The sequence below is a fragment of the Salinicola sp. V024 genome (assembly GCF_052645315.1).
Window position 1 is genome coordinate 110,541 of the sequence record NZ_JBQXYB010000005.1, and the last position, 22,683, is coordinate 133,223.

At 61.5% G+C, this 22,683-nt stretch carries 22 protein-coding genes and 1 pseudogene; 16 read left to right on the top strand and 7 right to left on the bottom strand.

The window, feature by feature from the left end:
* Positions 1-41 precede the first annotated feature (41 nt).
* The 3 genes from ACUN9V_RS09820 (at position 42) to ACUN9V_RS09830 (ending at position 1,794) form a co-directional block, all read left to right on the top strand.
* Entirely contained in the window at positions 42-347 is a 306-nt protein-coding gene (locus ACUN9V_RS09820; protein ID WP_439286611.1) for an HlyU family transcriptional regulator, read from the top strand.
* A gap of 152 nt (positions 348-499) precedes the next feature.
* Complete coding sequence (locus ACUN9V_RS09825) at positions 500-1,162, top strand: glutathione S-transferase family protein (protein ID WP_110691647.1); 663 nt, start codon at positions 500-502, stop codon at positions 1,160-1,162.
* 119 nt (positions 1,163-1,281) lie between these two features.
* Complete coding sequence (locus ACUN9V_RS09830) at positions 1,282-1,794, top strand: DUF1161 domain-containing protein (RefSeq protein WP_445511263.1); 513 nt, start codon at positions 1,282-1,284, stop codon at positions 1,792-1,794.
* A 138-nt stretch (positions 1,795-1,932) separates the two neighbouring features.
* Here the strand turns inward: ACUN9V_RS09830 and nth are convergent, their stop codons facing one another.
* The 3 genes from nth to metG all read right to left on the bottom strand — a co-directional run bounded on the left by nth (position 1,933) and on the right by metG (position 5,977).
* Complete coding sequence (gene nth, locus ACUN9V_RS09835; protein WP_445511264.1) at positions 1,933-2,571, bottom strand: endonuclease III; 639 nt, start codon at positions 2,569-2,571, stop codon at positions 1,933-1,935.
* Entirely contained in the window at positions 2,568-3,611 is a 1,044-nt protein-coding gene (locus tag ACUN9V_RS09840; protein ID WP_445511265.1) for an RnfABCDGE type electron transport complex subunit B, read from the bottom strand. The genes nth and ACUN9V_RS09840 overlap by 4 nt, the downstream gene beginning before the upstream one ends.
* Before the next feature lie 302 nt (positions 3,612-3,913).
* Positions 3,914-5,977, bottom strand: a complete 2,064-nt coding sequence (gene metG / locus ACUN9V_RS09845; protein ID WP_445511266.1) for a methionine--tRNA ligase — start codon at positions 5,975-5,977, stop codon at positions 3,914-3,916.
* Positions 5,978-6,269: 292 nt separating this feature from the next.
* On the opposite strand from metG, the gene ACUN9V_RS09850 reads away from it, so the two are divergent.
* The 9 genes and pseudogenes from ACUN9V_RS09850 to dcd all read left to right on the top strand — a co-directional run bounded on the left by ACUN9V_RS09850 (position 6,270) and on the right by dcd (position 14,446).
* Complete coding sequence (locus ACUN9V_RS09850) at positions 6,270-6,503, top strand: DUF2845 domain-containing protein (RefSeq protein ID WP_247643204.1); 234 nt, start codon at positions 6,270-6,272, stop codon at positions 6,501-6,503.
* A gap of 109 nt (positions 6,504-6,612) precedes the next feature.
* On the top strand, positions 6,613-7,542 hold the full coding sequence (locus tag ACUN9V_RS09855; RefSeq protein WP_445511267.1) for an AEC family transporter: 930 nt from the start codon (positions 6,613-6,615) through the stop codon (positions 7,540-7,542).
* Positions 7,543-7,583: 41 nt separating this feature from the next.
* Positions 7,584-9,983, top strand: coding sequence for a DNA polymerase II (locus tag ACUN9V_RS09860; RefSeq protein WP_445511268.1), 2,400 nt, complete (start codon positions 7,584-7,586; stop codon positions 9,981-9,983).
* 168 nt (positions 9,984-10,151) lie between these two features.
* Entirely contained in the window at positions 10,152-10,421 is a 270-nt protein-coding gene (locus ACUN9V_RS09865) for a hypothetical protein (RefSeq protein WP_110691654.1), read from the top strand.
* A gap of 229 nt (positions 10,422-10,650) precedes the next feature.
* Complete coding sequence (locus ACUN9V_RS09870) at positions 10,651-11,379, top strand: glutathione S-transferase (RefSeq protein WP_445511269.1); 729 nt, start codon at positions 10,651-10,653, stop codon at positions 11,377-11,379.
* 103 nt (positions 11,380-11,482) lie between these two features.
* Positions 11,483-11,998, top strand: a complete 516-nt coding sequence (gene luxS, locus ACUN9V_RS09875; RefSeq protein ID WP_075561992.1) for an S-ribosylhomocysteine lyase — start codon at positions 11,483-11,485, stop codon at positions 11,996-11,998.
* Positions 11,999-12,179: 181 nt separating this feature from the next.
* On the top strand, positions 12,180-12,641 hold the full coding sequence (locus ACUN9V_RS09880; protein ID WP_445511270.1) for a tellurite resistance TerB family protein: 462 nt from the start codon (positions 12,180-12,182) through the stop codon (positions 12,639-12,641).
* Positions 12,642-12,811: 170 nt separating this feature from the next.
* Positions 12,812-13,627, top strand: a pseudogene (gene apbC / locus ACUN9V_RS09885) (iron-sulfur cluster carrier protein ApbC); the annotation flags it as partial.
* A gap of 252 nt (positions 13,628-13,879) precedes the next feature.
* On the top strand, positions 13,880-14,446 hold the full coding sequence (dcd, locus tag ACUN9V_RS09890) for a dCTP deaminase (protein WP_075561995.1): 567 nt from the start codon (positions 13,880-13,882) through the stop codon (positions 14,444-14,446).
* 138 nt (positions 14,447-14,584) lie between these two features.
* On the opposite strand, the gene ACUN9V_RS09895 is transcribed toward dcd, so the two are convergent.
* From ACUN9V_RS09895 to purM, 3 genes are all read right to left on the bottom strand, one after another.
* Entirely contained in the window at positions 14,585-15,673 is a 1,089-nt protein-coding gene (locus tag ACUN9V_RS09895; protein WP_075561996.1) for an aldo/keto reductase, read from the bottom strand.
* Between the two features lie 196 nt (positions 15,674-15,869).
* Positions 15,870-16,634, bottom strand: coding sequence for a phosphoribosylglycinamide formyltransferase (gene purN / locus ACUN9V_RS09900; protein ID WP_445511271.1), 765 nt, complete (start codon positions 16,632-16,634; stop codon positions 15,870-15,872).
* A complete protein-coding gene (gene purM / locus ACUN9V_RS09905; RefSeq protein WP_445511272.1) occupies positions 16,631-17,725 on the bottom strand; it encodes a phosphoribosylformylglycinamidine cyclo-ligase in 1,095 nt (364 codons plus the stop codon). Before purM ends, purN begins: the two co-directional genes overlap by 4 nt.
* Before the next feature lie 104 nt (positions 17,726-17,829).
* Here purM and ACUN9V_RS09910 point away from each other — a divergent pair, with 104 nt between their 5' ends.
* The gene (locus ACUN9V_RS09910) at positions 17,830-18,081 is read left to right on the top strand and encodes a hypothetical protein (RefSeq protein ID WP_445511273.1); all 252 of its coding nucleotides are present in this window, start codon (positions 17,830-17,832) and stop codon (positions 18,079-18,081) included.
* A complete protein-coding gene (hda, locus tag ACUN9V_RS09915; RefSeq protein ID WP_445511274.1) occupies positions 18,078-18,779 on the top strand; it encodes a DnaA regulatory inactivator Hda in 702 nt (233 codons plus the stop codon). The genes ACUN9V_RS09910 and hda overlap by 4 nt, the downstream gene beginning before the upstream one ends.
* Positions 18,780-18,833: 54 nt before the next feature.
* Here the strand turns inward: hda and ACUN9V_RS09920 are convergent, their stop codons facing one another.
* Positions 18,834-19,847, bottom strand: a complete 1,014-nt coding sequence (locus ACUN9V_RS09920; protein WP_083627756.1) for a LysR substrate-binding domain-containing protein — start codon at positions 19,845-19,847, stop codon at positions 18,834-18,836.
* Between the two features lie 186 nt (positions 19,848-20,033).
* Here ACUN9V_RS09920 and ACUN9V_RS09925 point away from each other — a divergent pair, with 186 nt between their 5' ends.
* Positions 20,034-21,290, top strand: coding sequence for an aldose epimerase family protein (locus tag ACUN9V_RS09925; protein WP_445511275.1), 1,257 nt, complete (start codon positions 20,034-20,036; stop codon positions 21,288-21,290).
* A 437-nt stretch (positions 21,291-21,727) separates the two neighbouring features.
* Positions 21,728-22,672, top strand: coding sequence for an arabinose ABC transporter substrate-binding protein (locus ACUN9V_RS09930; protein ID WP_245392121.1), 945 nt, complete (start codon positions 21,728-21,730; stop codon positions 22,670-22,672).
* Positions 22,673-22,683: the final 11 nt, after the last annotated feature.

The following is a 22,683-nucleotide window of genomic DNA, read 5'->3' on the forward strand; positions in this document are numbered from 1 at the left end:
CGATGCCACGGCTCATGTCGCAGGCATATCGGGAGCAACACATGTTCAAGAAACTGTTTTCCGGACTATTGGGCAGTGGCGATGCCAAGCCCGCCGCGCCTAAGAAAGAGCGGGAGGCGATCGAGTACAAGGGATTTTTGATCATCCCGGATCCGCAGGACGTCGGCGGCCAGCATCGGGTCAGCGGCTGGATTCGCAAACCGGTCGAAGGTGGCGAGACGCTGGAGCGCCGGTTCGAGCGCTCCGATGTCGTCCCCGGCGAAGATGCCTGCGTCGAGTTGACGGTCGCCAAGAGCCAGCGTTACATCGATGACATCGGCGACGAGATGTTCGAGCAGGAGCATTGACGACGCTCGGCTGATCTTATCCACGGCGCCTTTACGGCGCCGTTTTTGCGATTGGCGACTTTGTCGATCGCTCTCTATTGTTAACTGAACCCGAGAGCTCTATCGACCTATCCAGGTCGAAACCTTCGACTATCCGGCAAGGAAGCCCGCTCATGATCACGGTTCACCATCTCGAAAACTCGCGCTCGCAGCGTATTCTGTGGCTGCTGGAAGAGCTGGGCGTCGAGTATCGGATAAAGACCTACCGGCGTGATCCCGTCACCATGCTGGCGCCCCCCGAGCTGAAGAAAGTCCATCCGTTGGGCAAGGCGCCGGTGATCACCGACGAGGCTCATACGGTGGCCGAGTCCGGCGCGATCATCGAGTATCTCGTCGATCGTTATCACGGCGAGTCGCTGGTACCGCAAGCCGGCACGCCGGAGCGCTTGCGCTACACCCATTGGCTTCACTATGCCGAGGGCTCGGCGATGCCGTTGCTGGTGATGCGGCTGGTGTTCTCGAAACTGGGCAAGCCGCCGGTCCCGGCGATCATTCGTCCGATCGGCAAGTTGCTGGCCAATGGGGTTCGTCAGAAATTCCTCGATCCGCAGCTTCGCCTGCACTGTGACTACTGGGAGAGTGAACTCCGTCAACACGCCTGGTTCGCCGGGGACCAGTTCACGGCGGCGGATATTCAGATGAGTTTCCCGCTGCTGGCGGCAGAGAGCCGTACCGACCTTTCCGACTATCCCCAGATCCAGAAAGTGCTGCAGAACATGCGCGAGCGCCCGGCCTATCAGCGGGCGATCGAAAAAGGTGGTGAATTTCAGCTATGAAGCGTCCCGATACCGGGCACTATGTCCAGTCGATACGGCAACATGGCGTTCGAGATCACTAATACGCGAATGGCCAGCACGTCTGGTGATGTCGCGTTCAACGAGCTGAGGAATTAGCGATGCCATTCTCTACCTGGAAAGCCGCAGTAGTCGCGGGTCTGAGTGCTGCCGGTCTGGTCTCGTCGCTGAGCTGGGCGCAGGCACAGTCGGCAACTTCTCCGTTCGATCAACAGCCGCAAACCCGACTGGCCTGCGAGCGTCTGAAAGCGGAAATCGATCGCACGATCCGAGACAATGGCGCGCGGCACTTCCTGCTCGAGATCGTCGACAACGCCCAGGTGGAAGGCGACGTCGTCAGCGAAGGCGAGGCTTTCGCCGGTGCCGAGGTGGTCGGGAGCTGCGACGGGGGCACGCGCAAGGTGGTCTACAGTCGCGAGGGGGCGACCGAAATGAGTGCCAATGGCGCGCAGGAGATGTCATCGCCAGCGGGTGACGACGCGTTGGACAACTCTGAAGGAAGCCGTCTGCCGGAAACTGCACCCGCGGCGCCGGAATCCAGCGGGGAAGACGCCGTGCCGTCGGAGAATGGCGCCGATGACCACGGTGGTCAGGAACCGGAATCCAGCCCCTGAGTCCTAAGCCCCTGAACGTTGAGTCCCTGAACCCTGAATCCCTGAACTCTCGGCCCCTGAACTCTGGGCCCCTGAACCCTGGGACCCAGAGAATGCCCGCGTACGCCTGATCGTGACTCGCCGATTGTCGGTTCCGGGTCAGCTGATATCGATCTTGTCCGGATACTCGCACAGGTCCTCGATCACGCAGCTGCCGCAGCGCGGCTTGCGTGCCAGACAGGTGTAGCGGCCGTGCAGAATCAGCCAGTGGTGGGCGTCCTTGAGATAGGCCCGGGGCACGTGGCGTAGTAGCTGGCGTTCCACCTCCAGCACGTTCTTGCCCTTGGCGATTCGGGTGCGATTGGCGACGCGAAAGATATGCGTGTCGACCGCCATGGTGAGCTCGCCGAAGGCCGTGTTCAGGATCACGTTGGCGGTCTTGCGACCGACGCCCGGGAGCGCTTCCAGTTCTTCCCGCGTTCGCGGGATATCGCCGTCGTACTGCCCATCCAGGATATGACAGGTCTTCATCAGATTGTCGGCCTTGGTGTTATACAGGCCGATGGTCTTGATGTGCGTCTTCAGGCCATCGATGCCGAGATCGATGATCGCTCGCGGCGTATTGGCCACCGGAAACAGCTTTGCCGTCGCCTTGTTGACGCCCACATCCGTTGCCTGCGCCGATAGCAGTACCGCTGCCAATAGCTCGAAAGGCGTCGACCAGTTCAACTCGGTGGTCGGCGTAGGGTTGTCAGCCTTGAGGCGAGCGAAAATCTGTTCACGTTTGGTCGCGTTCATGAGGTCGTCCCGTCATCGTCGCCGCTGCTATCGGCGGGCGGATTGGTCATGGAGTGCCCAGCCTCGATTCGATCGGCCGGCGCGCCGTTGGCAAAAGCGAGCAGCCGCTCCGCCGCAAGTATCTTGTCTTGCGCCTGAGCGACGCCATCCTGATCGCCCTGGCGTTGGAAATGGGCCAGTTCCTGACGTGCCTTGCGCTTGGCCTCTTCGGCCGCGGCCACGGCAATATGCTGATGATCACGGGGGGGAGTTGACGACGATGCCGAGTCGAGCTGGCGATCGACGGCTTCGAGCTGGTGGTCGAAGCCCGCCAGGCGTTCGAGAAGCGCAGGGCGCTGCGCGTCGTCAGCTTTATCCAGCTGCCGGTGTAGGCGTTTCCGACGCGCCGTCAGTGTCGCCCGCTGCGCTTTCAGCGCCGTGGTGTCGATGGGGATGGGCTGGTGGTGTTCTTTTGGCGCTGCCTCGTCGGATGTCGTGCTGGCGCGAGCCGCGGCGGCGCGGCGTTCCCGCTGCTTGCGGCGCTTCTCCTCGGCCTTGCGTGCCAGGCGGGCGTTGCGTGCGACAAAGCGCTGGCGGCCGTTTTCGGCACGCCAGTCGAGATATCGCTGCTGCTCGGCGTCGTTTCGGGCATCTGCCCACTGGGGATGCTCGATGAGATCGATGCAGTCGACCGGGCAGGGCGCCACGCAGAGTTCGCAACCGGTGCACTCGGATTCGATCACCGTGTGCATCTGCTTGGCCGCGCCGAGAATGGCATCCACCGGGCAGGCCTGAATGCACTTGGTACAGCCGATGCATTCGGCTTCGCGAATCACCGCCATAAGCGGCGTCTGGGGCGGCTCGATCAGTTCGAGCGGGGGTTGGCCGGTGAGCGTTGCCAGTCGATCACGAGTCGTCTCGCCACCGGGCGGGCAGCGGTTGATCGCCTCTCCCTCGACGATCGCCTCCGCGTAGGGGCGACAGCCGTCGTGCCCGCACTTGCCGCATTGAGTCTGCGGCAATTCGGCATCGATGCGTTCAACGGTGATGGCGACTGTCATGAGATTTCCGAAAAGCGGGACGAACGGCCGCCCCCTGGCAGGGACAGCGCGGCATTATAGACGTTTGCCACGGGCGCTTCGAGATCGAGGCCTGCCATCAGGCCCAAGCAGAACGCGCGACCGGAGCCGCGCGTTCATCGAGTCTGGCGCTGCCGGCCAAGCTCTGTCTGAAGAATCGGCGAGCGATGGCCAGACTAGGCAAAATTGACGAAAAAGCGGAGTTTACGAGGTGTAAATGAGCATTTTGAGTCAATTTTTAACGCCGTATGGGCGAGCGCAGGCATTTTTCAGACAGAGCGTAATCAGGTGACTCGCTGGCCGGGCTTGGCGCCGCTATCCGGCGACATCAGATAGATCCCGCCTTCGTCGCCCGCGGCCAGCACCATGCCTTCCGAGACACCGAAGCGCATCTTGCGCGGCGCCAGGTTGGCGACCATCACCGTGAGCCGGCCCTCGAGTGCCTCGGGGGCGTAGGCCTTGCGAATGCCGGAAAAGACGGTGCGCGTCTCGCCGCCGAGATCGAGCGTCAGCTTGAGCAGCTTGTTGGAACCCTCGACGTACTCGGCCTGGTCGATCCGGGCGATTCGCAGATCGATCTTGATGAAATCGTCGAAGGCGATCTCGTCGCTGATGGGATCATCGGCCAGCGGCGTTTTCTGCTGGTCGTCGGCGGCGGGCGCCTTGCCGGTCAGTTTCTTCTCTTCCTCGAGCACTTCCTTGGAGGCCTCGATCATCGATGCGATCCGGTCGCTCTCGACACGGGTCATCAGCGGCTTGAACTTGCCGATGACGTGGCCTTCCAGCACGTGCTGACGGCTCTCCCAATCGAGGCTGTCGACCTGCAGGAAGACGCGCGCCTGCTCGGCCATGGCCGGCACCACCGGCTGCAGGTAGACCATCAGGGTGCGGAACAGGTTGATGCCCACCGAGCAGATGTCGATCACTTCCTGCTCGCGACCGCCTTCCTTCGCCAGCACCCACGGTGCCTTGTCGGCGATATAGGTGTTGGCTTCGTCGGCGAGTTCCATCACCTTGCGCATGGCGCGGCCGAACTCGCGCGCCTCGAAGTCCGCCGCGATCTCGTCACCGGCGTGGATGAATCTGGCGACCAGTTCCGGCTCGGTGCAGGTCGCGGAAAGCTGGCCGTCGGCGAGCTTCTTGATGAAGCCTGCACAGCGGCTGGCGATGTTGACCACCTTGCCGACCAGGTCCGAATTTACGCGGGCGGCGAAGTCCTCGAGGTTGAGATCGAGGTCGTCGACGCGCGAGGTCAGCTTGGCGGCGAAGTAGTAGCGCAGATACTCCGGGTTGAGATACTCGGCGTAGGTCTGGGCCTTGATGAAAGTACCGCGGGACTTGGACATCTTGGCGCCGTTGACGGTGACGAAGCCGTGGCAGTTGACGCCGGTCGGCGTGCGCATGTTGGCGCCTTCGAGCATCGCCGGCCAGAACAGCGCGTGGAAGTAGACGATGTCCTTGCCGATGAAGTGGTAGACCTCGGCGTCGGAGTCCGCCTTCCAGTAGCTGTCGAAATCGAGGCCTTCGCGGTCGCACAGGTTCTGGAAGCTCGCCAGATAGCCGATCGGCGCGTCCAGCCAGACATAGAAGTACTTGCCCGGCGCGTCGGGAATCTCGAAGCCGAAGTAGGGCGCATCGCGGGAGATGTCCCACTCGTTGAGACCGGCCTCGAACCACTCCTGCAGCTTGTTGGCGATCTGCGGCTGCACGCGGCCCGAGCGTGTCCACTGTTTGAGAAAATCCTCAAAATTGGGCAGCTTGAAGAAGTAGTGGGTCGAAGTCCGCACTTCCGGCGTGGCGCCGCTGATCGCCGAGACCGGGTTGATCAGTTCCGCCGGCGTGTAGGTTCCGCCGCACGCTTCGCAGTTGTCGCCGTACTGATCCTCGCTGCCGCACTTGGGGCAGGTGCCCTTGATGAAGCGGTCGGCCAGGAACAATCCCTTGACCGGATCGTACATCTGCTCGATGTCGCGGGTGCTGATATGGCCGGCATCGCGCAGCGCGGTGTAGATCCGCTCGCTGTGGATTCGGTTCTCTTCCGAATGGGTCGAATGGTAATTGTCGAACGCGACGCCGAACCGGGCGAAATCCGCCTGATGCTCTTCGCTGACCTTGGCAATCAACTGCTCCGACGTAATGCCTTCCTGCTCGGCACGCAGCATGATCGCGGTGCCGTGGGCGTCGTCGGCGCAGACGTAATGACATTCGTGGCCGCGACTTTTCTGGAAGCGCACCCAGATATCGGTCTGGATATACTCCAGCAGGTGACCCAGGTGGATCGAGCCGTTGGCATAAGGCAGAGCGCTGGTGACGAGGATCTGGCGCGAAAGCGAGGCGTTGTTCGACATGGCGACTGGAACATTCCCGTAACGGAACCCGAGGTGGCGCAGTATCGATGGCCCCACGGGATGGATAGGCTGAAAACGTTCGACACTGGGTCGACGATAAAACTTGGTCGACGATTGTAGCATCGCTGGGCTGGATTCGCGCTGATGTGTCCGCGTAAGCCAGGATAAGCGCATCATCGGTACGGGGATTTTATCCAAGGGAGGTACTGAAATGCGCATGTTGGCTCGAAGAAGCCATAGGGTATTGATAGGGACGCTGCTTCTTGTGAGTGTGGCAAACCCCGCTAATGCAATGCGTTGCGAAAATGGGCTCACCGCCAATGGCGATTCACCTGAGCAGGTGCTAAGAAAATGCGGCCCGCCCGACTCTCGAGTGGTCGAACTACCGCAGCGGCGCGGTGGTCATGTCATCGAGGGCGCCGTCACGGTCGAGCGCTGGATTTACAAGAGTGTCCATGGGGCTCGCTATCGTCTGCGTTTCGTGGCGGGGAAGCTGGTCGACGAAGATACGGAGCTATTCCCCTGATAGGTACGGAAGTCAAGTTGTCGGGGTTTGTAGAATACCGGCTAGTACCGTGTTCGGGTGTTACAGTTAGCGCCCAAATCACTACAACCTGTCGCTTTAGGAGCCCGAGATGGCCGATGTCGATCTTTCGCAGTCACTATGGATGCTGCTGTTCTTCGTGGCTCTGGGCTGGGTCGCATCGCGGCATCTCAAGATCGATCCGCGGCCGATCGCGACATTGCTCGTCTACATCATCTCTCCGCTGACCTTCTTCAACGGCCTCACCCAGGGGCATCCGACCCCCGACAAGCTTTTGTTGACGGGGAGCGTGCTGCTGCTGGCGGCGCTGCTCTGTCTGGCCGTCAATGCCCTGGCCGCACATTTCTTCGGTGATCAGGAACGGGCGCTACTTGCCTTTTCGGCGGGCACGGGCAATACCGGTTATTTCGGCTTTCCGATCGCGCTGGTGCTGCTGCCGCCGGAAGGCGTGACCCTCTATCTCTTCTGCATGTTGGGCATCTCGCTGTATGAATTCACGGTCGGCTTCTACGTCAGTGCCCGCGGACGTTTTTCGGTCAGGGAGAGCCTCGTCAGACTGGCGAAGTTGCCGCTGATCTACGCGTTCCTGGCCGGCATGCTGATCAGCGCACTCGATTGGCACGTTCCCGAGGTCGCCGCAGAGGGGCTCGACTACTTCAAGTACTGCTTCACCGTACTGGGCATGATGATCATCGGCATGACGCTGGGGCGGGTCACGTGGCGAGCGTTCGATGGCCGTTTCGTGGCCGGCTGCGTGCTGGTGCGTTTCGTCGTCTGGCCGCTGGCGACGCTGCTGATGGTGATTCTACTGCGAGCGAGCGTGGGCATTTCGGATTCGCTGGTGCTGGCGTTTCTGCTGATCGGCGCGGTACCGATGGCCGCCAACGTGGTGGTCATTGCCATGGAACTGGAGATTCGCCCCGAGAAAGGAGCCATCGCGGTTTTGATTACCACCCTGGCCGCGCCCTTGTTGATCCCGATCTACCTCGGGTACGTACTGCCCTGGGTGCTCACTTTCTGAAACGAGCGGGATGAGTGTCCACTATCGTGCAAGAGACTTCCGTGGAAAGGAATTTCGTCGAAAGGCAGGGCTTCATCTTGACCCGTCACTGGCAGGACACGCCGGCCGGTACGGATGTCTCGCTGTGGCTGGCTACCGACGATGGGCCGCGGCTGGCGCACTTGCCGCCTCAGGTTTCGGTGGCTTTCTTTCCGACAGATCAGCGCGAGGCCGTCGAGCGCCTGATCCGCGCCGAACGCGATGTCGAACTGCGTGAGCTGGAGCTGAAGGACTTCGATCAGCGGCCGGTGTCGGGGCTGTACTGTCGGTACCATCGTCAGCTGATGAATCTGGAACGGCGTCTCGGCGAGGCGGGTATCGACGTGTTCGAGGCCGATGTCCGGCCGCCGGAGCGCTACCTGATGGAGCGTTTCATTACCGCGCCGGTCACCGTCAGCGGCCGCGAGGGAATCGATGGCACGATCCTGGACGCACAGCTGAAACCGGCGCCGGACTATCGCCCGGCGCTGAAGCTCTGCTCGCTGGATATCGAGACCAGCGAGCGCGGCGAACTCTATTCGATCGGTCTGCACGGCTGCGGTCAGCGGATCGTCTACATGCTGGGGCCGCCGGCGGGAGAGGGCGGCAAGGCGGATCGCGAGCGCGACTTCGAGCTGGTCTACTGTGACTCTCGCGCCGAGCTGCTGCAGGCGCTCAACGCCTGGTTCGCTCGTTTCGACCCGGATGCGATCATCGGCTGGAGCGTGATCCAGTTCGATCTGCGTCAGTTGCAGCGTCACGCCGAGCGCTTGAACGTACCGCTGACGCTGGGCCGAGGCGGCGCGGCGATAGAGTGGCGTGCCCATGGCCGCAGTTCCGGCACCTCGTCCAGCCACCATTTCGTCACCATTCCCGGGCGACTGGCCATCGATGGCATCGAGGCGCTGCGCTCCGCGACCTGGCGCTTCTCGTCTTTCAGTCTGGAAAATGTGGCGCAGACGCTGCTCGGCGAGGGCAAGGCGATCGACAACCCCTACCAGCGCATGGCGGACATCAACCGCATGTTCGCCGAAGACAAGCCGGCGCTGGCGCGCTACAACCTGAAGGATTGCGAGCTGGTCACGCGGATCTTCGATCATGCCCGGATCATGGACTTCCTGCTCGAGCGGGCGAGCGTGACGGGCCTGGCCGCGGATCGCAGCGGCGGCTCGGTGGCGGCCTTCTCCCATCTCTACCTGCCACGCATGCATCGGCTCGGGTTCGTCGCCCCGACGCTGGGCAGTCGCGACGGCGAGGACAGCCCCGGCGGCTATGTCATGGACTCCCGTCCGGGGCTCTACGACTCGGTGCTGGTGCTCGATTTCAAGAGTCTGTATCCGTCGATCATTCGTTCGTTCCTGATCGACCCGGTGGGCCTGGTCGAGGGGTTGCGTCAGCCGGACGACGCGCACGCCGTGCCGGGTTTCCTGGGAGCGAGGTTCTCTCGCACGGCCCATGCATTGCCGGCGATCGTCGAGCAGGTCTGGAAGGGGCGCGAAGCCGCCAAGCGGGAAGGCAACGCGCCACTGGCCCAGGCGCTGAAGATCATCATGAACGCATTCTACGGCGTGCTTGGCTCGCGGGGTTGCCGCTTTTTCGATCCCCGCCTGGCTTCGTCGATCACCATGCGCGGTCACGAGATCATGCGCCGCACCCGCGAATTGATCGAAGCCGAAGGTTATACCGTTATCTACGGTGATACCGACTCGACTTTCGTGTGGTTGGGCGGGGCGCACGAGGCCGAGGCAGCGAATGCGATCGGGCAGCGGCTGGTGGCGCTCGTCAATGACTGGTGGCGCCGGCATCTGCGCGAGACGTTCGATCTGGAAAGCGCGCTGGAGTTGCAGTTCGAAACGCATTTCGCCCGCTTTCTGATGCCGACCATTCGCGGCGCGGAGGAGGGTAGCAAGAAGCGCTATGCGGGGCTGGTGCGAGGCGAGGACGGCAGCGAACGGCTGGTATTCAAGGGGCTGGAATCCGTACGGGCCGACTGGTCGCCGCTGGCGCAGCAGTTCCAGCGCGAGCTTTATCGCCGGATTTTTGCGGGTGAAGCCTATCGCGACTACGTGTGCGAGACCGTCCGGGATACGCTGGCGGGTGCGCATGACGACGATCTGGTTTACCGCAAGCGATTGCGCCGCAAGCTCGACGATTACCAGCGCAACGTGCCGCCCCACGTTCGCGCCGCGCGACTGGCCGACGACTTCAATCGACAGATGAAACGCCCGCTGCAGTACCAGAACGGTGGCTGGATTCGCTACGTGATGACCGTCGCCGGTCCCGAGCCGCTGGAAAATCGGCGCTCGGCGATCGATTACCAGCACTACGTAAGCCGCCAGCTGGCACCTGTCGCCGACGGCATTCTGCCGTTCGTGGGCGATGACTTCGCCAGATTGACCGATCAACAACTGGGGTTGTTCTGACACCTGTCGAGGTCGTCAGGACGACGCGGCCGGCCTGACGCGAAAAGGCGTTGACGCCCCATCGAAGCGGTGATATCTAGCCGCTGCCGGCAATCGTGCCGGTGTTGCGCCAGTGCGACCGGCCACGTTCGTGAGCGGTGTCAGGCGCTTTTCGAGGACTTATTCACGATGGCATTGCGCCGTATGCTGATGGTATCTGGTTTGGTCGTGGCGATGGCCGGCTGCGCCTCCAACACTTTTGCGCCCAATTACCAGTCGAACAACACCGATGTTCTGCGTATTGGCGGAGAGCGCCCGGAAGCGGCCGCGCCGGCGGTGGAGAATCTCGGTTCGTTCTGCGTCCAGACCACGCAGCAGTGGAATGATCAGGGTAGAACGCCGGATGATCAGCGGTTGTGGGTGAAGAGCACGCTGCGTCAGGCCGTGGCATGTCGGTGATTGAGCATCGGTGACCCACGCTTCACGCAGAATGGATCGAGCCGAACCGGCCATGGCCGGTTCGGCTTTTTGACGACCGCTAGGCTCACAAAAGCGGCAACGCGTCGATCCCGGGCGGACTCATCGCCACTCCCGACTGAACTGCTACGCTGAAACGAGTAGCAACCATTGCAAGGAACAGCAAGCAGGGAGTCTCCAGGACGAGTCTCATTCAACCAGGGAGAGAGCGATGCAATACGAACTTTATTACTGGCCAGGCATTCCCGGCCGCGGTGAATTCGTCCGTCTGGCGCTCGAGGATGCCGGGGCCGAGTATACCGATATCGGTAAAACGTCGGAGAGCAACGGTGGCGGTGCCGGCGCAGTCAGCGAATTTCTTCACGGGGGGGACATCGGCCAACCGCATTTCGCGCCGCCGATACTCAAGGCCGACGAATTCGTGGTCTCCCACGTTGCCAATATTCTGCAATTTCTCGGCCCCCGGTTAGGTCTGATACCGGAGGACGAGGGAAGTCGTGTGTGGGCCAACGGGTTGCAGCTGACGCTGACGGATTTCGTCGCCGAAATTCACGACACGCACCACCCGCTCGGTGCCTCGCTCTACTACGAGGATCAGCAGGCGGAAGCGAAGCGACGCGGCGCGATCTTCGTCCAGGAGCGGCTGCCCAAGTTCCTCAATTATTTCGAACGGGTGCTGGCCGTCAACGCGGGCAACGAGGCCTACCTGGTGGGTACGACCCACAGCTACGTGGACCTGTCGCTATTCCAGGTGGTAACCGGGCTGCGCTACGCCTTCCCCCGCGCCATGGAGCGACTGGAGCCGGAGCTGCCGGAAGTGACGGCACTGGTCGATCGTGTCAGCCAGCGCGATCGGCTCGCGGCCTATCTGACTTCGGATCGCCGCCTCGACTTCAATGAAGGGGGAGTTTTTCGTCACTACCCGGAACTGGATGGGTGACGATCCAGAGCTCCATAGGCTGCTACCGGGACGCCGGCGGATGACAGTGCCGATTAGCGTGCTAAAGTAGGTACACGTTCGAACATACGAGAAGGAGACGAGCATGCCATTACTCGATAGTTTCATGGTCGACCACACCAAGATGAATGCACCCGCGGTACGCGTCGCCAAGCAGATGAAAACCCCGGCTGGCGATAACATCACCGTCTACGACCTGCGTTTTTGCATTCCCAACGAAGAGATTCTGTCCGAGCGCGGCATCCACACGCTCGAGCATCTGTTCGCCGGGTTCATGCGTCAGCATCTCAACAGCGACGGCGTCGAGATCATCGATATCTCACCGATGGGTTGCCGTACCGGGTTCTACATGAGCCTGATCGGTCAGGTTGATGAGCAGACCGTGGGTACCGCCTGGAAAGCGGCGATGGAAGACGTGCTGGAACTCACCGATCAGAAGTCGATTCCTGAGCTCAACGTCTACCAGTGCGGCACGGCGGAGATGCATTCGCTGGACGAGGCGCAGCAGATCGCGCGCAACGTCACCACGCGCGGCATCGGCGTCAACTCCAACAGCGAACTCAAGCTGACGCCGGAGTTCCTCGCCGCCCACGGCGCTTGATCACCGGCTTTCTCAGTCGGTCGTGAGTAGCCGCTGCTCGCCTGTCGAACCCGCAACCTCGGTTGCGGGTTTTTTCGTTGCAGTGATCCGGTTTCCCGGAACCGCCTAGAGTGAACCTTTAGCGCTTTCGGTGTCGAAACGTTACCCATTTTTTTGCCGATTACCGCAAGGGGATTTATCCATGCTCGATACCGTTCAGCATTTCTTCCAGCGTGTTCTGACCGCGCCGGAATCCGGTGACTCTGACGCCGTCACGCCGCAGCTGGCAGTGGCGGCGCTGTTCAGCGAAGTGCTGCGCGCCGATTATGAAGTGGACCCTCAAGAACTGGCCACGCTGCGTCGCATTCTGATGTCCCAGTTCTCGCTGGACGAAGCGGCTGCAAAGGCGTTGATTCAGGAGGCCCAGCAGCAGGTCGAGCAGGCGGTGGACCATTTCCAATACGTTTCTCTGCTCAACGAACGTTACGACTACGATCAGCGCGTCGAGCTGATCGCGGCCATGTGGCGGCTGGCCTACGCCGACCACGAACTCGCCGCGCTTGAGGAACATCGCATCCGGCGCCTGGCTGACCTGCTCTACGTGACCCACAGCGATTTCATTCGTACCAAACTGGCCGTGCAGGACGAACTCGCTCGTCGCTGACCGGCTGAACGCGCTGTGCGGTGGACGCATTAGTGGCCTCGGCGCGCGGGCGGCTTGTTGCGGTCGTTCTGCCGGACATGCGCCTTTCCTGATCTGTGACAGGGGGATTGTGGTTAGGGGTTTGGCGGCGTGGCTCGTTATACTGATTCCAGTCAGTTTTTGAACGTTGCAAGGAGTGGTTCGTGATCGAGGGCATCAAGCATATCGTGGCCGTGGCGTCCGGCAAGGGTGGCGTCGGCAAGTCCACCGTCACCGCCAATCTGGCATTGGCAATGGCGGCGGAAGGGTACCGCGTGGGTCTTCTCGACGCCGATATCTACGGGCCCAGCCAGGCCCGGATGCTGGGGCTGCCCGAGAATACCCGGCCCGAGGTGATCGACGAGAAGAGCATGAAGCCGGTGATGGCGCACGGCATCCAGGCGATGTCGATGGCGTTCATGGTCGATATCAATCAGCCAATGGTGTGGCGTGGGCCGATGGTCTCCGGTGCTTTCCAGCAGCTGCTCAACCAGACGCTGTGGGACGATCTCGATTTTCTGTTCATCGACATGCCGCCGGGCACCGGCGATATCCAGTTGACGCTGGCGCAGAAAGTGCCGGTCGACGGTGCGGTGATCGTCACCACGCCGCAGGACATCGCGCTGCTCGACGCGCGCAAGGGCATCGAGATGTTTCGCAAGGTCAACGTGCCGGTGCTCGGTGTGGTCGAGAACATGAGCCTGCATATCTGCTCGAACTGCGGTCACAGCGAGCCGATCTTCGGTGCCGGTGGCGGCGAGAATATCGCCGAGCAGTACGACACGCAGTTGCTGGGGCAATTGCCGCTGCAACTCTCGATCCGCGAGCAGGCCGATGGCGGCACGCCCAGTGTCGTCGCCGAACCGGACGGCGAAATCGCCGCCACGTTCCGGGCCATGGCGCGCGCCGTCGCCAGTGGTGTCGCCGAGCAGGACACCGCGGGCCCGTCGATTTCATTCAGCGACTGAACTCGCCCGGCGCGGGCTGTCGTTCGATGCCGGGTTTCGCTCAGAAAGGGGGCCAGAAAGCGCAGAGTGCGGTTCTCTCGCCGTATTCTGCGCGGCATTGCCAGCGCAGCCGTGTCACTCGGGTCCTTTTTTCTTTTCCTTCATGAAATCGGGTCGCTATCATGACGCCTCGATCAGATCGACCCGATCAGATCACTCCTATCGAATTCGTGGCGTCGAGATGACGTCAGTTTCTGTCTCAAGGACGCCTGCATGAGCATTAAATCCGACAACTGGATTCGCCGGATGGCGGAGCGGGAAGGCATGATCGAGCCGTTCGAAGCCGATCAGGTCCGCCACGTGAACAATCAGCGCGTGATCTCCTACGGGACTTCCAGCTACGGCTACGATGTGCGCTGCGCCGACGAGTTCAAGGTGTTCACCAATATCCACTCGGCGATCGTCGATCCCAAGGCGTTCGACGAGAAGAGCTTTGTCGATATCAAGGGCGACGCCTGCGTGATTCCGCCCAACTCGTTCGCCCTGGCGCGCACCGTGGAATATTTCCGTATTCCGCGCAGCGTTCTGACGATCTGTCTGGGCAAGTCGACCTACGCGCGCTGCGGCATTATCGTCAATGTGACGCCGCTGGAGCCGGAGTGGGAAGGGCACGTGACGCTGGAGTTTTCCAACACCACCAATCTGCCGGCCCGAATCTACGCCAACGAGGGTGTGGCGCAGATGCTGTTTCTGGAATCCGACGAAGTCTGCGACGTCTCCTACAAGGATCGTGGCGGTAAGTACATGGGGCAGCGCGGCGTAACGCTACCGCGCACCTGAAAGAACTACCTGCGTTGACAATACTGCATCAAAAACGGCCTTAAAACGCTCATTTACAAACTCGTAAACTGCGCTTTTTCGGCCGTTTTTTCCTTGTCTTGCCTGCCTCGCTTACGTTCTTCGGTAGTTAGTTGATTGTCATGAGGCCGAGCGGTCATCGGTGCGGTTCTTGATGGTTTCGCCGAATCCGTCCAGAAACGGCTTTTCTGCCGGATCCAGACGATCCATTCCGGAAACCACGCGATGCCAGTAAGGATAGAGCGGGGCCGGGCGGGTCAGTTTTTCCAGCCGCTGATGCTCTTCCTGGCTCAGTTCGAGATCGGCAGCCGCCAGATTGTCACGCAGATGCTCTTCGGTGCGGGCGCCGACGATCAGCGAGGTCACGCCCGGGCGATCCTTCAACCAGGCCAGGCAGACTCGCGGGATGGAACAGTCGTGGGCCTCGCCGATGGCGGCCAGGGCCTCGATGATGTCGTAGGCGCGTTCCATGTCGTGAACGTAGGGTTCCGGCCAGCCGTTGCCCTGACGAGTGTCCGGCGGTGTCTTCTGGCCGCGACGTACCTTGCCGGTCAGGAAACCCTCGCCCAGCGGCCCCCAGATCAGCGACCCCACGTTCTGATCGATCGCCAGCGGCATCAACTCGTATTCCGCCTCGCGGGATTCCGGGGTGTAGTAGATCTGCTGGCTGATCGGTTTGATCATGTTGTGCGTCTCGGCCTTGCCGAGCGTCTTCATCATCTGCCAGCCGGTATAATTGGAGGTACCCCAGTAGCGAACCTTGCCGCTGGCGACGAGTTGGTGCATGGCCTCGAGCGTCTCCTCGATCGGCGTGACGCCGTCCCAGTTGTGCAGCTGGTAGAGATCGATATGATCGGTGCCGAGGCGCTTGAGACTGGCTTCGACGGCACGGATAAGATGGTACCGCGAGGCGCCGGAGGCATTGGGATCGTCACCCAGCGGGCTTCGACCCTTGGTGGCGAGAATGATGTCGTTGCGTTTATTGCCCAGCGCCTTGCCGGTGATCTCTTCGGCCAGGCCGAGAGAGTAGAGGTCGGCAGTGTCGACCAGATTGACGCCGGCGTCGAAGGCGATGTCCAGCAGCTTCTTGGCGCCCTTGGCGTCGACACTGGCAGCTTTCTCGAAACCGTTGGCGCCACCGAAGGGCACCGTGCCCAGGGTCAGCGTCGATACCATCAGGCCTGAATTGCCTAGCGGACGATAATCCATATCGCTTGTCCTCCTTGCTGATTGAAGCATCGCCGGTAAAGATCATTCGCCCGGCGATGCGTCGGGCGATTACGTGATCTCAGTCTGGCAAAGATTGCGGTCAGGGCAAGTGGAGGACGAGCCTCAGATCAATATCCGAGGCAATAACGAGGCCGGCTATGCTGCCGGCCGAGGGTCTGGATGGAAAGTCTGGATGTCAGCCGTCGAGATCTTTGTCCAGATCTTCATCCAGCTCTTCGGCGGCGTCGGCATGGGACATGCGCAGACCCGTTGCGGGCAGCGGCATGTTGTCCAGCGTCACCTGGCCCTCGGGTGACAATTTGACGCGGCCTTCGAGGAACCAGCGCACGGCGATCGGATAGATCAGGTGCTCACGAGCGTGGACCTTGTCGATCAATTCGTCGATATCTTGATTCGGCTCGACGTTGACCACCGCCTGGATGACCACCGGCCCACCGTCGAGCTCTTCGGTGACGAAGTGCACGCTGACGCCGTGTTCCGAGACGTTGTCGGCCAGCGCCCGTCGATGCGTGTCCAAGCCCTGATAGGCAGGCAGTAGCGACGGGTGGACGTTGAGCATGCGCCCCCGATAACGATCGACGAAGGATGGCGTCAGGATGCGCATGAAACCGGCAAGCACCAGCAGGTCGGGTTCATGACGGTCGATCACTCTGATCAGCGCGGCATCGAAGGCTTCGCGCGAATCATACTCGCGATGGGGCAGCGCGACAGCGTCGACCCCGGCGTCCTTGGCCCGTTTGAGCCCGTAGGCATCGGCCTTGTTGGAAACCACGGCGACGATTTCGCCGCCGCCCAGCTCACCATGTTCCTGGGCGTCGAGCAGCGCCTGCAGGTTACTGCCGTTCCCGGAGATCAGCACCACGACCCGCGGCTTTTCGGCCGTATCGGCCTCGAAGTCGTTCAGCGTATCGTGCTGCTGAGAAGGATGGTCGTCGCTCATGTCGGGAGATTCTCCAGCAGGACGGATTCCGTATCGCCTTCGCGAGCGACGATATCGCCCAGGCGATAAACGGTCTCGCCGGCAGCTTCGAGATGCGCGATCGCCTGATCGGTCTGATCGGCAGCGACCACGACCACCATGCCGATGCCGCAGTTGAGTACGCGGTACATCTCGCGCTCTTCGACGTTGCCCTGCTGCTGCAGCCAGTCGAACACGGCGGGGCGCTGCCAGCTGGTGACGTCGATGCGTGCCGCCAGGTTGTCGGGCAGCACACGAGGCACGTTCTCGAGCAATCCGCCGCCGGTAATGTGGGACAGCGCATGGACATCGACGGTGCTGGACTTGATCAGCGACAGCAGCGGCTTGACATAGATGCGGGTGGGCGCCATCAGCAGGTCGGCCAACGGCTTCCCGTCGAGGCTCTCGTCGAGCTTGGCACCGCCGACCTCGAGGATCTTGCGGATCAGCGAATAGCCGTTGGAGTGCGGGCCGGATGAGGCCAGGCCCAGCAGCACGTCGCCTTCAGCGACCTTGCTGCCGTCGAGGATTTCCGACTTCTCGACCACGCCCACGCAGAAACCGGCCAGATCATAGTCGCTGCCCGCGTACATCCCGGGCATCTCCGCTGTCTCTCCGCCGACGAGGGCGCAACCGGCCTGGCTGCAACCCTCGCCGATGCCGGTTACCACGTCGGCGGCGATATCGATATCCAGCTTGCCGGTGGCGTAGTAGTCGAGAAACTGCAGCGGCTCGGCACCGGCGACGACCAGATCGTTGACGCACATGGCGACCAGATCGATGCCGATGGTGTCATGCCGGCCCAGGTCCATGGCCAGACGCAGCTTGGTACCCACGCCATCGGTGCCGGAAACCAGCACCGGCTGGCGATAGCCGCTGGGCAATTCGCACAGCGCACCGAAACCGCCGAGCCCGCCCATCACTTCCGGTCGCGCGGTGCGCTTGGCGACACCCTTGATTCTCTCGATCAGCGCGTTGCCGGCATCGATGTCGACGCCCGCGTCGCGGTAGGTCAGGGAATGGGGGGCTGGCGAACGGGGCGCATTCGGGGTGTCGGAAGAGGAGCGCGTCATAGGAGGACCTTTCTCGCGGAGCCAAGGAATAAGGATGATGTTAAGCGGGGCGCATTGTAGCATTGCCTTCATTGAGGGGGCAGCCGAAGGGCGACGAGAGCATCATGACAAAACTGCAAATCTGGAGCGTGCTGGGCGTGGCGTTGACGGTCTGGCTGCTGACCGAGGCGGTGCCGAGCGCGTTCAATCGGATGCAGGTGACGATCTCGCCGCCAATCCAAGCGCTGTCGGTGGCGGCCGGGATCATGGTATTGCTGCGCGGTGTCTACAACCGCTACCGTGGCAGCCAGCTCCACGATCGTTCGCCAGGCGGCGAGCATCCCCTAAACCCGCGTCAGGAGGATGGTTCAACATGAGTCCGGGGCCGTCTCAACTGCCACTCGGCATCGGGCTGCGCGATGACGCCACCTTCGCCAACTACCTGCCGGGTAACAACGCCTCGCTGGTGTCGCATTTGACCGAGCAGCTGGAGGAGGGAGGCGAACCCTTTCTCTATCTGTGGGGCGGTGAAGGCGTGGGCTGTAGCCACCTGCTCCAGGCGGCCTGTCACAACGCGGACGCGCAGGGCAAGCGCGCACTCTATCTGCCACTGCAGACGCTGGGGCATTTCCCGCCGGACATCCTCGAAGAGCCGGAGCGCCTGGATCTGCTGGCGATCGACGATCTACAGCTGGTGACGGGGCGCAAGCGCTGGGAGGAGGCGCTGTTTCACGGCTTCAATCGCCTGCGCGACGCCGGAAAGCGCCTGGTGATCGCTGCCGACCGTTCGCCGCGCCAGCTCGAGGTCAAGCTGCCGGATCTGGCTTCCCGGCTGAGCTGGGGCATGGTGTTTCACGCCCAACCGCTCGATGATACGCAGCGCCTGGCCGCGCTTCAGCTGCGAGCGCAGGTCCGAGGTATGGAGCTGCCGCCAGAGGTAGGGCGCTATATCCTGCATCGTGGTCCCCGTCAGCTGGACCCGCTGTTCGATCTCCTGCGTCGGCTCGACAGCGCATCGCTATCGGCCAAACGCAGACTGACCATTCCGTTCGTCAAGCAGGCGCTGGAGTGGTAGACGCCCGAGCCGCTTGGGGATTGTGGCAGGTGGCAAGTTCAGGCCCCCGAGATCTTAGAGCGTGATGTCCTTGTAGGCGGGCGGCTCGGTTGGCGTCACCTTCGACTCGAGCGCTCGGCGTTCACGAATCATCTGATGCAGGGTGCTCATCAATTTGGCGGCGCCCGGTGACATGCGACGCTCGCGCAGGCTGATCAGGCCGAATGGCTGGACGCTGAGGGCATCCGTCGACGGCAGAATCACGAAACGCGGCTGCGTGCAGAGGAGTTCGGCGACCTCCCGCGTCGTGACCGTGACCGAATCCGACTTGTCGACCATCGCCAGGGCCATATAGATATCCGGCGTATTGATGATTCGCTGCGGTGGCGCCACCTTGTGATGCAGGAACAGATGCTCGACGCGTTGCCGCATCAGCGCCCCCGGGGGTTGCAATACCCAGGGATAATCCAGCATCGCAGTCAGGTCGAACGTCTCCTGCGCTGCGAGAGGATGGCCTGCGCGGCAGACGAAACAGAGCGCCTCCTCTCCGATCTCCTCGAACACGAAGTCGCCGGCCGGCATGCCGCTGGGAATTCGAGCAATGGCGAAATCGAACTCACCGTCGCGTAGCCGCGGCACCAGATTGCGACTGACATCGACATCGATATTGACCTCCAGATGGGGGCTGTCGCGATGCACGCGTTCCACGGCGCTGGCGAGCAGCGTCACCGCCGGTGCCAGCACGGTACCGATCGAAACCGTTCCGGCATTGCCTTCGCTGAGCGCATTGATCTCCTCGCTGGCCTGCGCGAGCGAGGTCAACATGCCGCGAGCGTGTCGAATCATGCTTTCGCCATACCAGTTGGGCGTCACGCCACGAGAGTGACGATCGAAAAGCGAGACCCCGAGCAGATGCTCCAGATCTCCCAGCAGCTTGGAGGCCGCCGGTTGACTCATGCCCAGTTTGGTCGCGGCCCGATGGAGATTGCGGCACTCGTCCAGCGCCACGAACAATTGAAGATGGCGAAGCTTGAGCCGGACGCGGAGGAACCAGTCGGGGGACAGCAGATCGGTGGGTTGGGATTTCATGATGTTGTCTCTGGCGAATATTCGACGTTTTTATGAGGCGTGTCGTGCGGTTCTCGTATAGTCAGATCGGTGCCGGCGGTCTACGGTTTAGACGGACGTCATTGGCGGCAACCGATTGGCGCTGACGTCGAGATAAACAGAAATAATAACCAAAACGTATAGCTAAACGAAAAACAGGAGCTTGCGATGACACGCCATGTCTTTTCTTTTCCTCGCTATCTCGGCGTCGGGCTGTTCGGGTTGATGATCGGCCAAGCCTTTTTACAAGCCCAGGCGCAGACGATGCCGATCGATTCATCATCCTCCAGTGCCCTGCCACCGGGCATCGAGCGATCCGCCTTCGGCCAGTTGCCGAATGGACGCGAGGTCGACTGCTATCGCATCACCAACGACAACGGTATCGAGATGCGGGTCATCAACTACGGTGGCATCATCGTGTCGTTGAAGACCCCTGACCTGCAGGGCCAGATGGATGACATCGTGCTCGGCTTCGACTCGCTCGACGATTATCTCTCGGATGCCTATCGGCGGGCCAATCCCTACTTTGGTGCCTTGATCGGTCGCTATGGCAATCGTATCGCCAATGGCCGTTTCAGCCTCGACGGCGAGACCTACCAGCTGCCGACCAACGATGGTCCCAATACCCTGCACGGCGGCGACGTCGGCTTCAATCAACGCCTATGGCATGCCGAGCCGTTTTCCTCGAGCGAAGGACGCGGGCTGGTACTGACCTACACCAGTGAAGACGGCGAGGAAGGCTTTCCCGGCCGACTCTCGACCCGGGTCAGCTACACGCTGACCAACGACAATGAGCTCGCCATCGACTATCGCGCAAAGACGTCCCGCGCGACGCCGGTCAATCTGACCCAGCACAGCTACTTCAATCTGCAGGGCGAGGGCCATGGCAGCATTCTGAATCATGAGTTGACGATCAATGCGAGCGGGTTCACGCCGGTCAACGAAACCTTGATTCCGACCGGCGAGATTGCCGATGTCAGCGGCACACCGTTCGATTTTCGCCGGCCGACCGCGATCGGCGCGCGGATGGGAGAGAAGAATACCCAGCTGGCCTACGGCAAGGGCTACGATCATAACTTCGTGCTGAGCAAGAATCCGGGCGCGGCAGGCCATCTGGCGCTGGCAGCAAGAGTGACCGAACCGCAAAGCGGCAGAGTGCTCGAAGTCTCTACCACCGAACCGGGGCTGCAGTTCTACTCGGGTAACTTTCTCGATGGCAGCCTGACCGGCAAGAGCGGCCGCGCTTATACCCATCGCTCGGGGCTCGCGCTGGAGACCCAGCATTTTCCCGATTCTCCCAATCAGTCCAATTTTCCGTCGACGATCCTGAAGCCAGACGAGACCTATCACTCGCGGACCGTCTATCGCTTCTCGACCACACAGTCGGAGGGCCAATCACGTTCCACCCAGTCCCACTCTTCATAGGTCGCACGACTGAGCCCGTCGCGTATTGGTTCGCCACGAATCAGGTCGCCACGGGCATCCCGATGGCGGCAGGCTTCGATGCCGCTCCCGGCAATCGCCTTGTCCAAGGCACGCTCAGGGCCGCCACCATGGCGGCCCTGATGGTTATGAAACGCCTGTTTTAACCAAAGTCTTAAAACGACTTTAGTCGTGGCGGGGCGTTGTCTCCGGGAGGCGATGCCCGCCTGCTGGTTATCTCCGCGATTTGCTGATAGCAAATCATGTATCGCTTTGTGTGAGTGTGCGTATTAGTCGGTTATTGACTTACGGCTTACTGTCATTTCTGCCGTGACGTGACACGGGCTATCTAATAACAACCCCAATGCCCCCGACGGGGCTGGAGGCCGCCAGTGATTCGCTTTGTTAAATCATCGTTACTCGTACTCGGTGTATCGAGCTTGGTTTTGGGTTCCGCGCCACTTTACGCCCAGGATGACGTCAAGATCGGTTTCATCGTCAAGAAGCCGGAGCAGGCGTGGTTCATCAATGAGCAGGATGCCGCGAGCGCACTCGGAAAGCAGAAGGGGTTCGAGGTGGTGCGTCTCTCCGGTGAAGACGGTCAGCAGGTGCTCAGCGCGATCGACAACCTGAATTCCCAGGGCGCCCAGGGCTTCGTGATCTGTCCGCCGGACGTTCGTCTGGGGCCGGCGATCGCCAATCGTGCCAAGCAGTATGGGATGAAGGTGGTAACCGTCGATGACCAGTTCCTCGGCGCAGATGGCAAGCCGATGGACTCCGTGCCACATCTTGGCATGTCGGGTTACAAGATCGGGCAGCAGGTCGGTGAAACGATCGCCAAGGAGATGAAGGCTCGAGGTTGGGATCCACAGAGCGTGGCGGCGTTGCGCATCAGCAACAACGAACTGCCGACCGCCAAGGAGCGCACCGACGGCGCCACCGATGCTCTCTTGGATGCCGGGTTCGTCAAGGACAATATCTTCGACGCTCCACAGCAGAATACCGACACTAGCAGCGCGTTCGCGGCGGCATCGCCGGTGTTGTCGAAAAATGGTGATTTCGAACACTGGGTCATCTACGCGCTGAATGAAGAGAGCGTGTTGGGAGGCGTTCGTGCCAGCGAGCAGTACGGTCTGGCCCCGGACCAGGTCATCGGCGTAGGTATCAATGGCTCGGGCGCGGCGTTTGCCGAGTTCTCGCGCGAGAAAGCGACCGGTTTCTACGGCACGATCGCCGTCAGTTCGACCATGCACGGCCGCCAGAGTGCCGACAATCTCTACACCTGGATCACCGAAGACAAGGAGCCGCCTGCCAACACGCAAACGACAGGCACGCTGATGACGCGCGACAACTGGGAACAGGTTCGCAAAGATCTGGGGCTTTGAATCCTGGCAGC

Coding starts and splice junctions, on each gene's coding strand:
- ACUN9V_RS09880 (WP_445511270.1), top strand. CDS start 12,180: ATGCTCGATACCGTTCAGCATTTCTTCCAGCGTGTTCTGACCGCGCCG.
- purM (WP_445511272.1), bottom strand. CDS start 17,725: ATGACGCGCTCCTCTTCCGACACCCCGAATGCGCCCCGTTCGCCAGCC.
- ACUN9V_RS09830 (WP_445511263.1), top strand. CDS start 1,282: ATGCCATTCTCTACCTGGAAAGCCGCAGTAGTCGCGGGTCTGAGTGCT.
- luxS (WP_075561992.1), top strand. CDS start 11,483: ATGCCATTACTCGATAGTTTCATGGTCGACCACACCAAGATGAATGCA.
- purN (WP_445511271.1), bottom strand. CDS start 16,634: ATGAGCGACGACCATCCTTCTCAGCAGCACGATACGCTGAACGACTTC.
- ACUN9V_RS09865 (WP_110691654.1), top strand. CDS start 10,152: ATGGCATTGCGCCGTATGCTGATGGTATCTGGTTTGGTCGTGGCGATG.
- ACUN9V_RS09870 (WP_445511269.1), top strand. CDS start 10,651: ATGCAATACGAACTTTATTACTGGCCAGGCATTCCCGGCCGCGGTGAA.
- ACUN9V_RS09840 (WP_445511265.1), bottom strand. CDS start 3,611: ATGACAGTCGCCATCACCGTTGAACGCATCGATGCCGAATTGCCGCAG.
- ACUN9V_RS09925 (WP_445511275.1), top strand. CDS start 20,034: ATGACACGCCATGTCTTTTCTTTTCCTCGCTATCTCGGCGTCGGGCTG.
- dcd (WP_075561995.1), top strand. CDS start 13,880: ATGAGCATTAAATCCGACAACTGGATTCGCCGGATGGCGGAGCGGGAA.
- ACUN9V_RS09895 (WP_075561996.1), bottom strand. CDS start 15,673: ATGGATTATCGTCCGCTAGGCAATTCAGGCCTGATGGTATCGACGCTG.
- ACUN9V_RS09825 (WP_110691647.1), top strand. CDS start 500: ATGATCACGGTTCACCATCTCGAAAACTCGCGCTCGCAGCGTATTCTG.
- nth (WP_445511264.1), bottom strand. CDS start 2,571: ATGAACGCGACCAAACGTGAACAGATTTTCGCTCGCCTCAAGGCTGAC.
- ACUN9V_RS09855 (WP_445511267.1), top strand. CDS start 6,613: ATGGCCGATGTCGATCTTTCGCAGTCACTATGGATGCTGCTGTTCTTC.
- ACUN9V_RS09850 (WP_247643204.1), top strand. CDS start 6,270: ATGCGTTGCGAAAATGGGCTCACCGCCAATGGCGATTCACCTGAGCAG.
- ACUN9V_RS09820 (WP_439286611.1), top strand. CDS start 42: ATGTTCAAGAAACTGTTTTCCGGACTATTGGGCAGTGGCGATGCCAAG.
- hda (WP_445511274.1), top strand. CDS start 18,078: ATGAGTCCGGGGCCGTCTCAACTGCCACTCGGCATCGGGCTGCGCGAT.
- ACUN9V_RS09910 (WP_445511273.1), top strand. CDS start 17,830: ATGACAAAACTGCAAATCTGGAGCGTGCTGGGCGTGGCGTTGACGGTC.
- ACUN9V_RS09920 (WP_083627756.1), bottom strand. CDS start 19,847: ATGAAATCCCAACCCACCGATCTGCTGTCCCCCGACTGGTTCCTCCGC.
- metG (WP_445511266.1), bottom strand. CDS start 5,977: ATGTCGAACAACGCCTCGCTTTCGCGCCAGATCCTCGTCACCAGCGCT.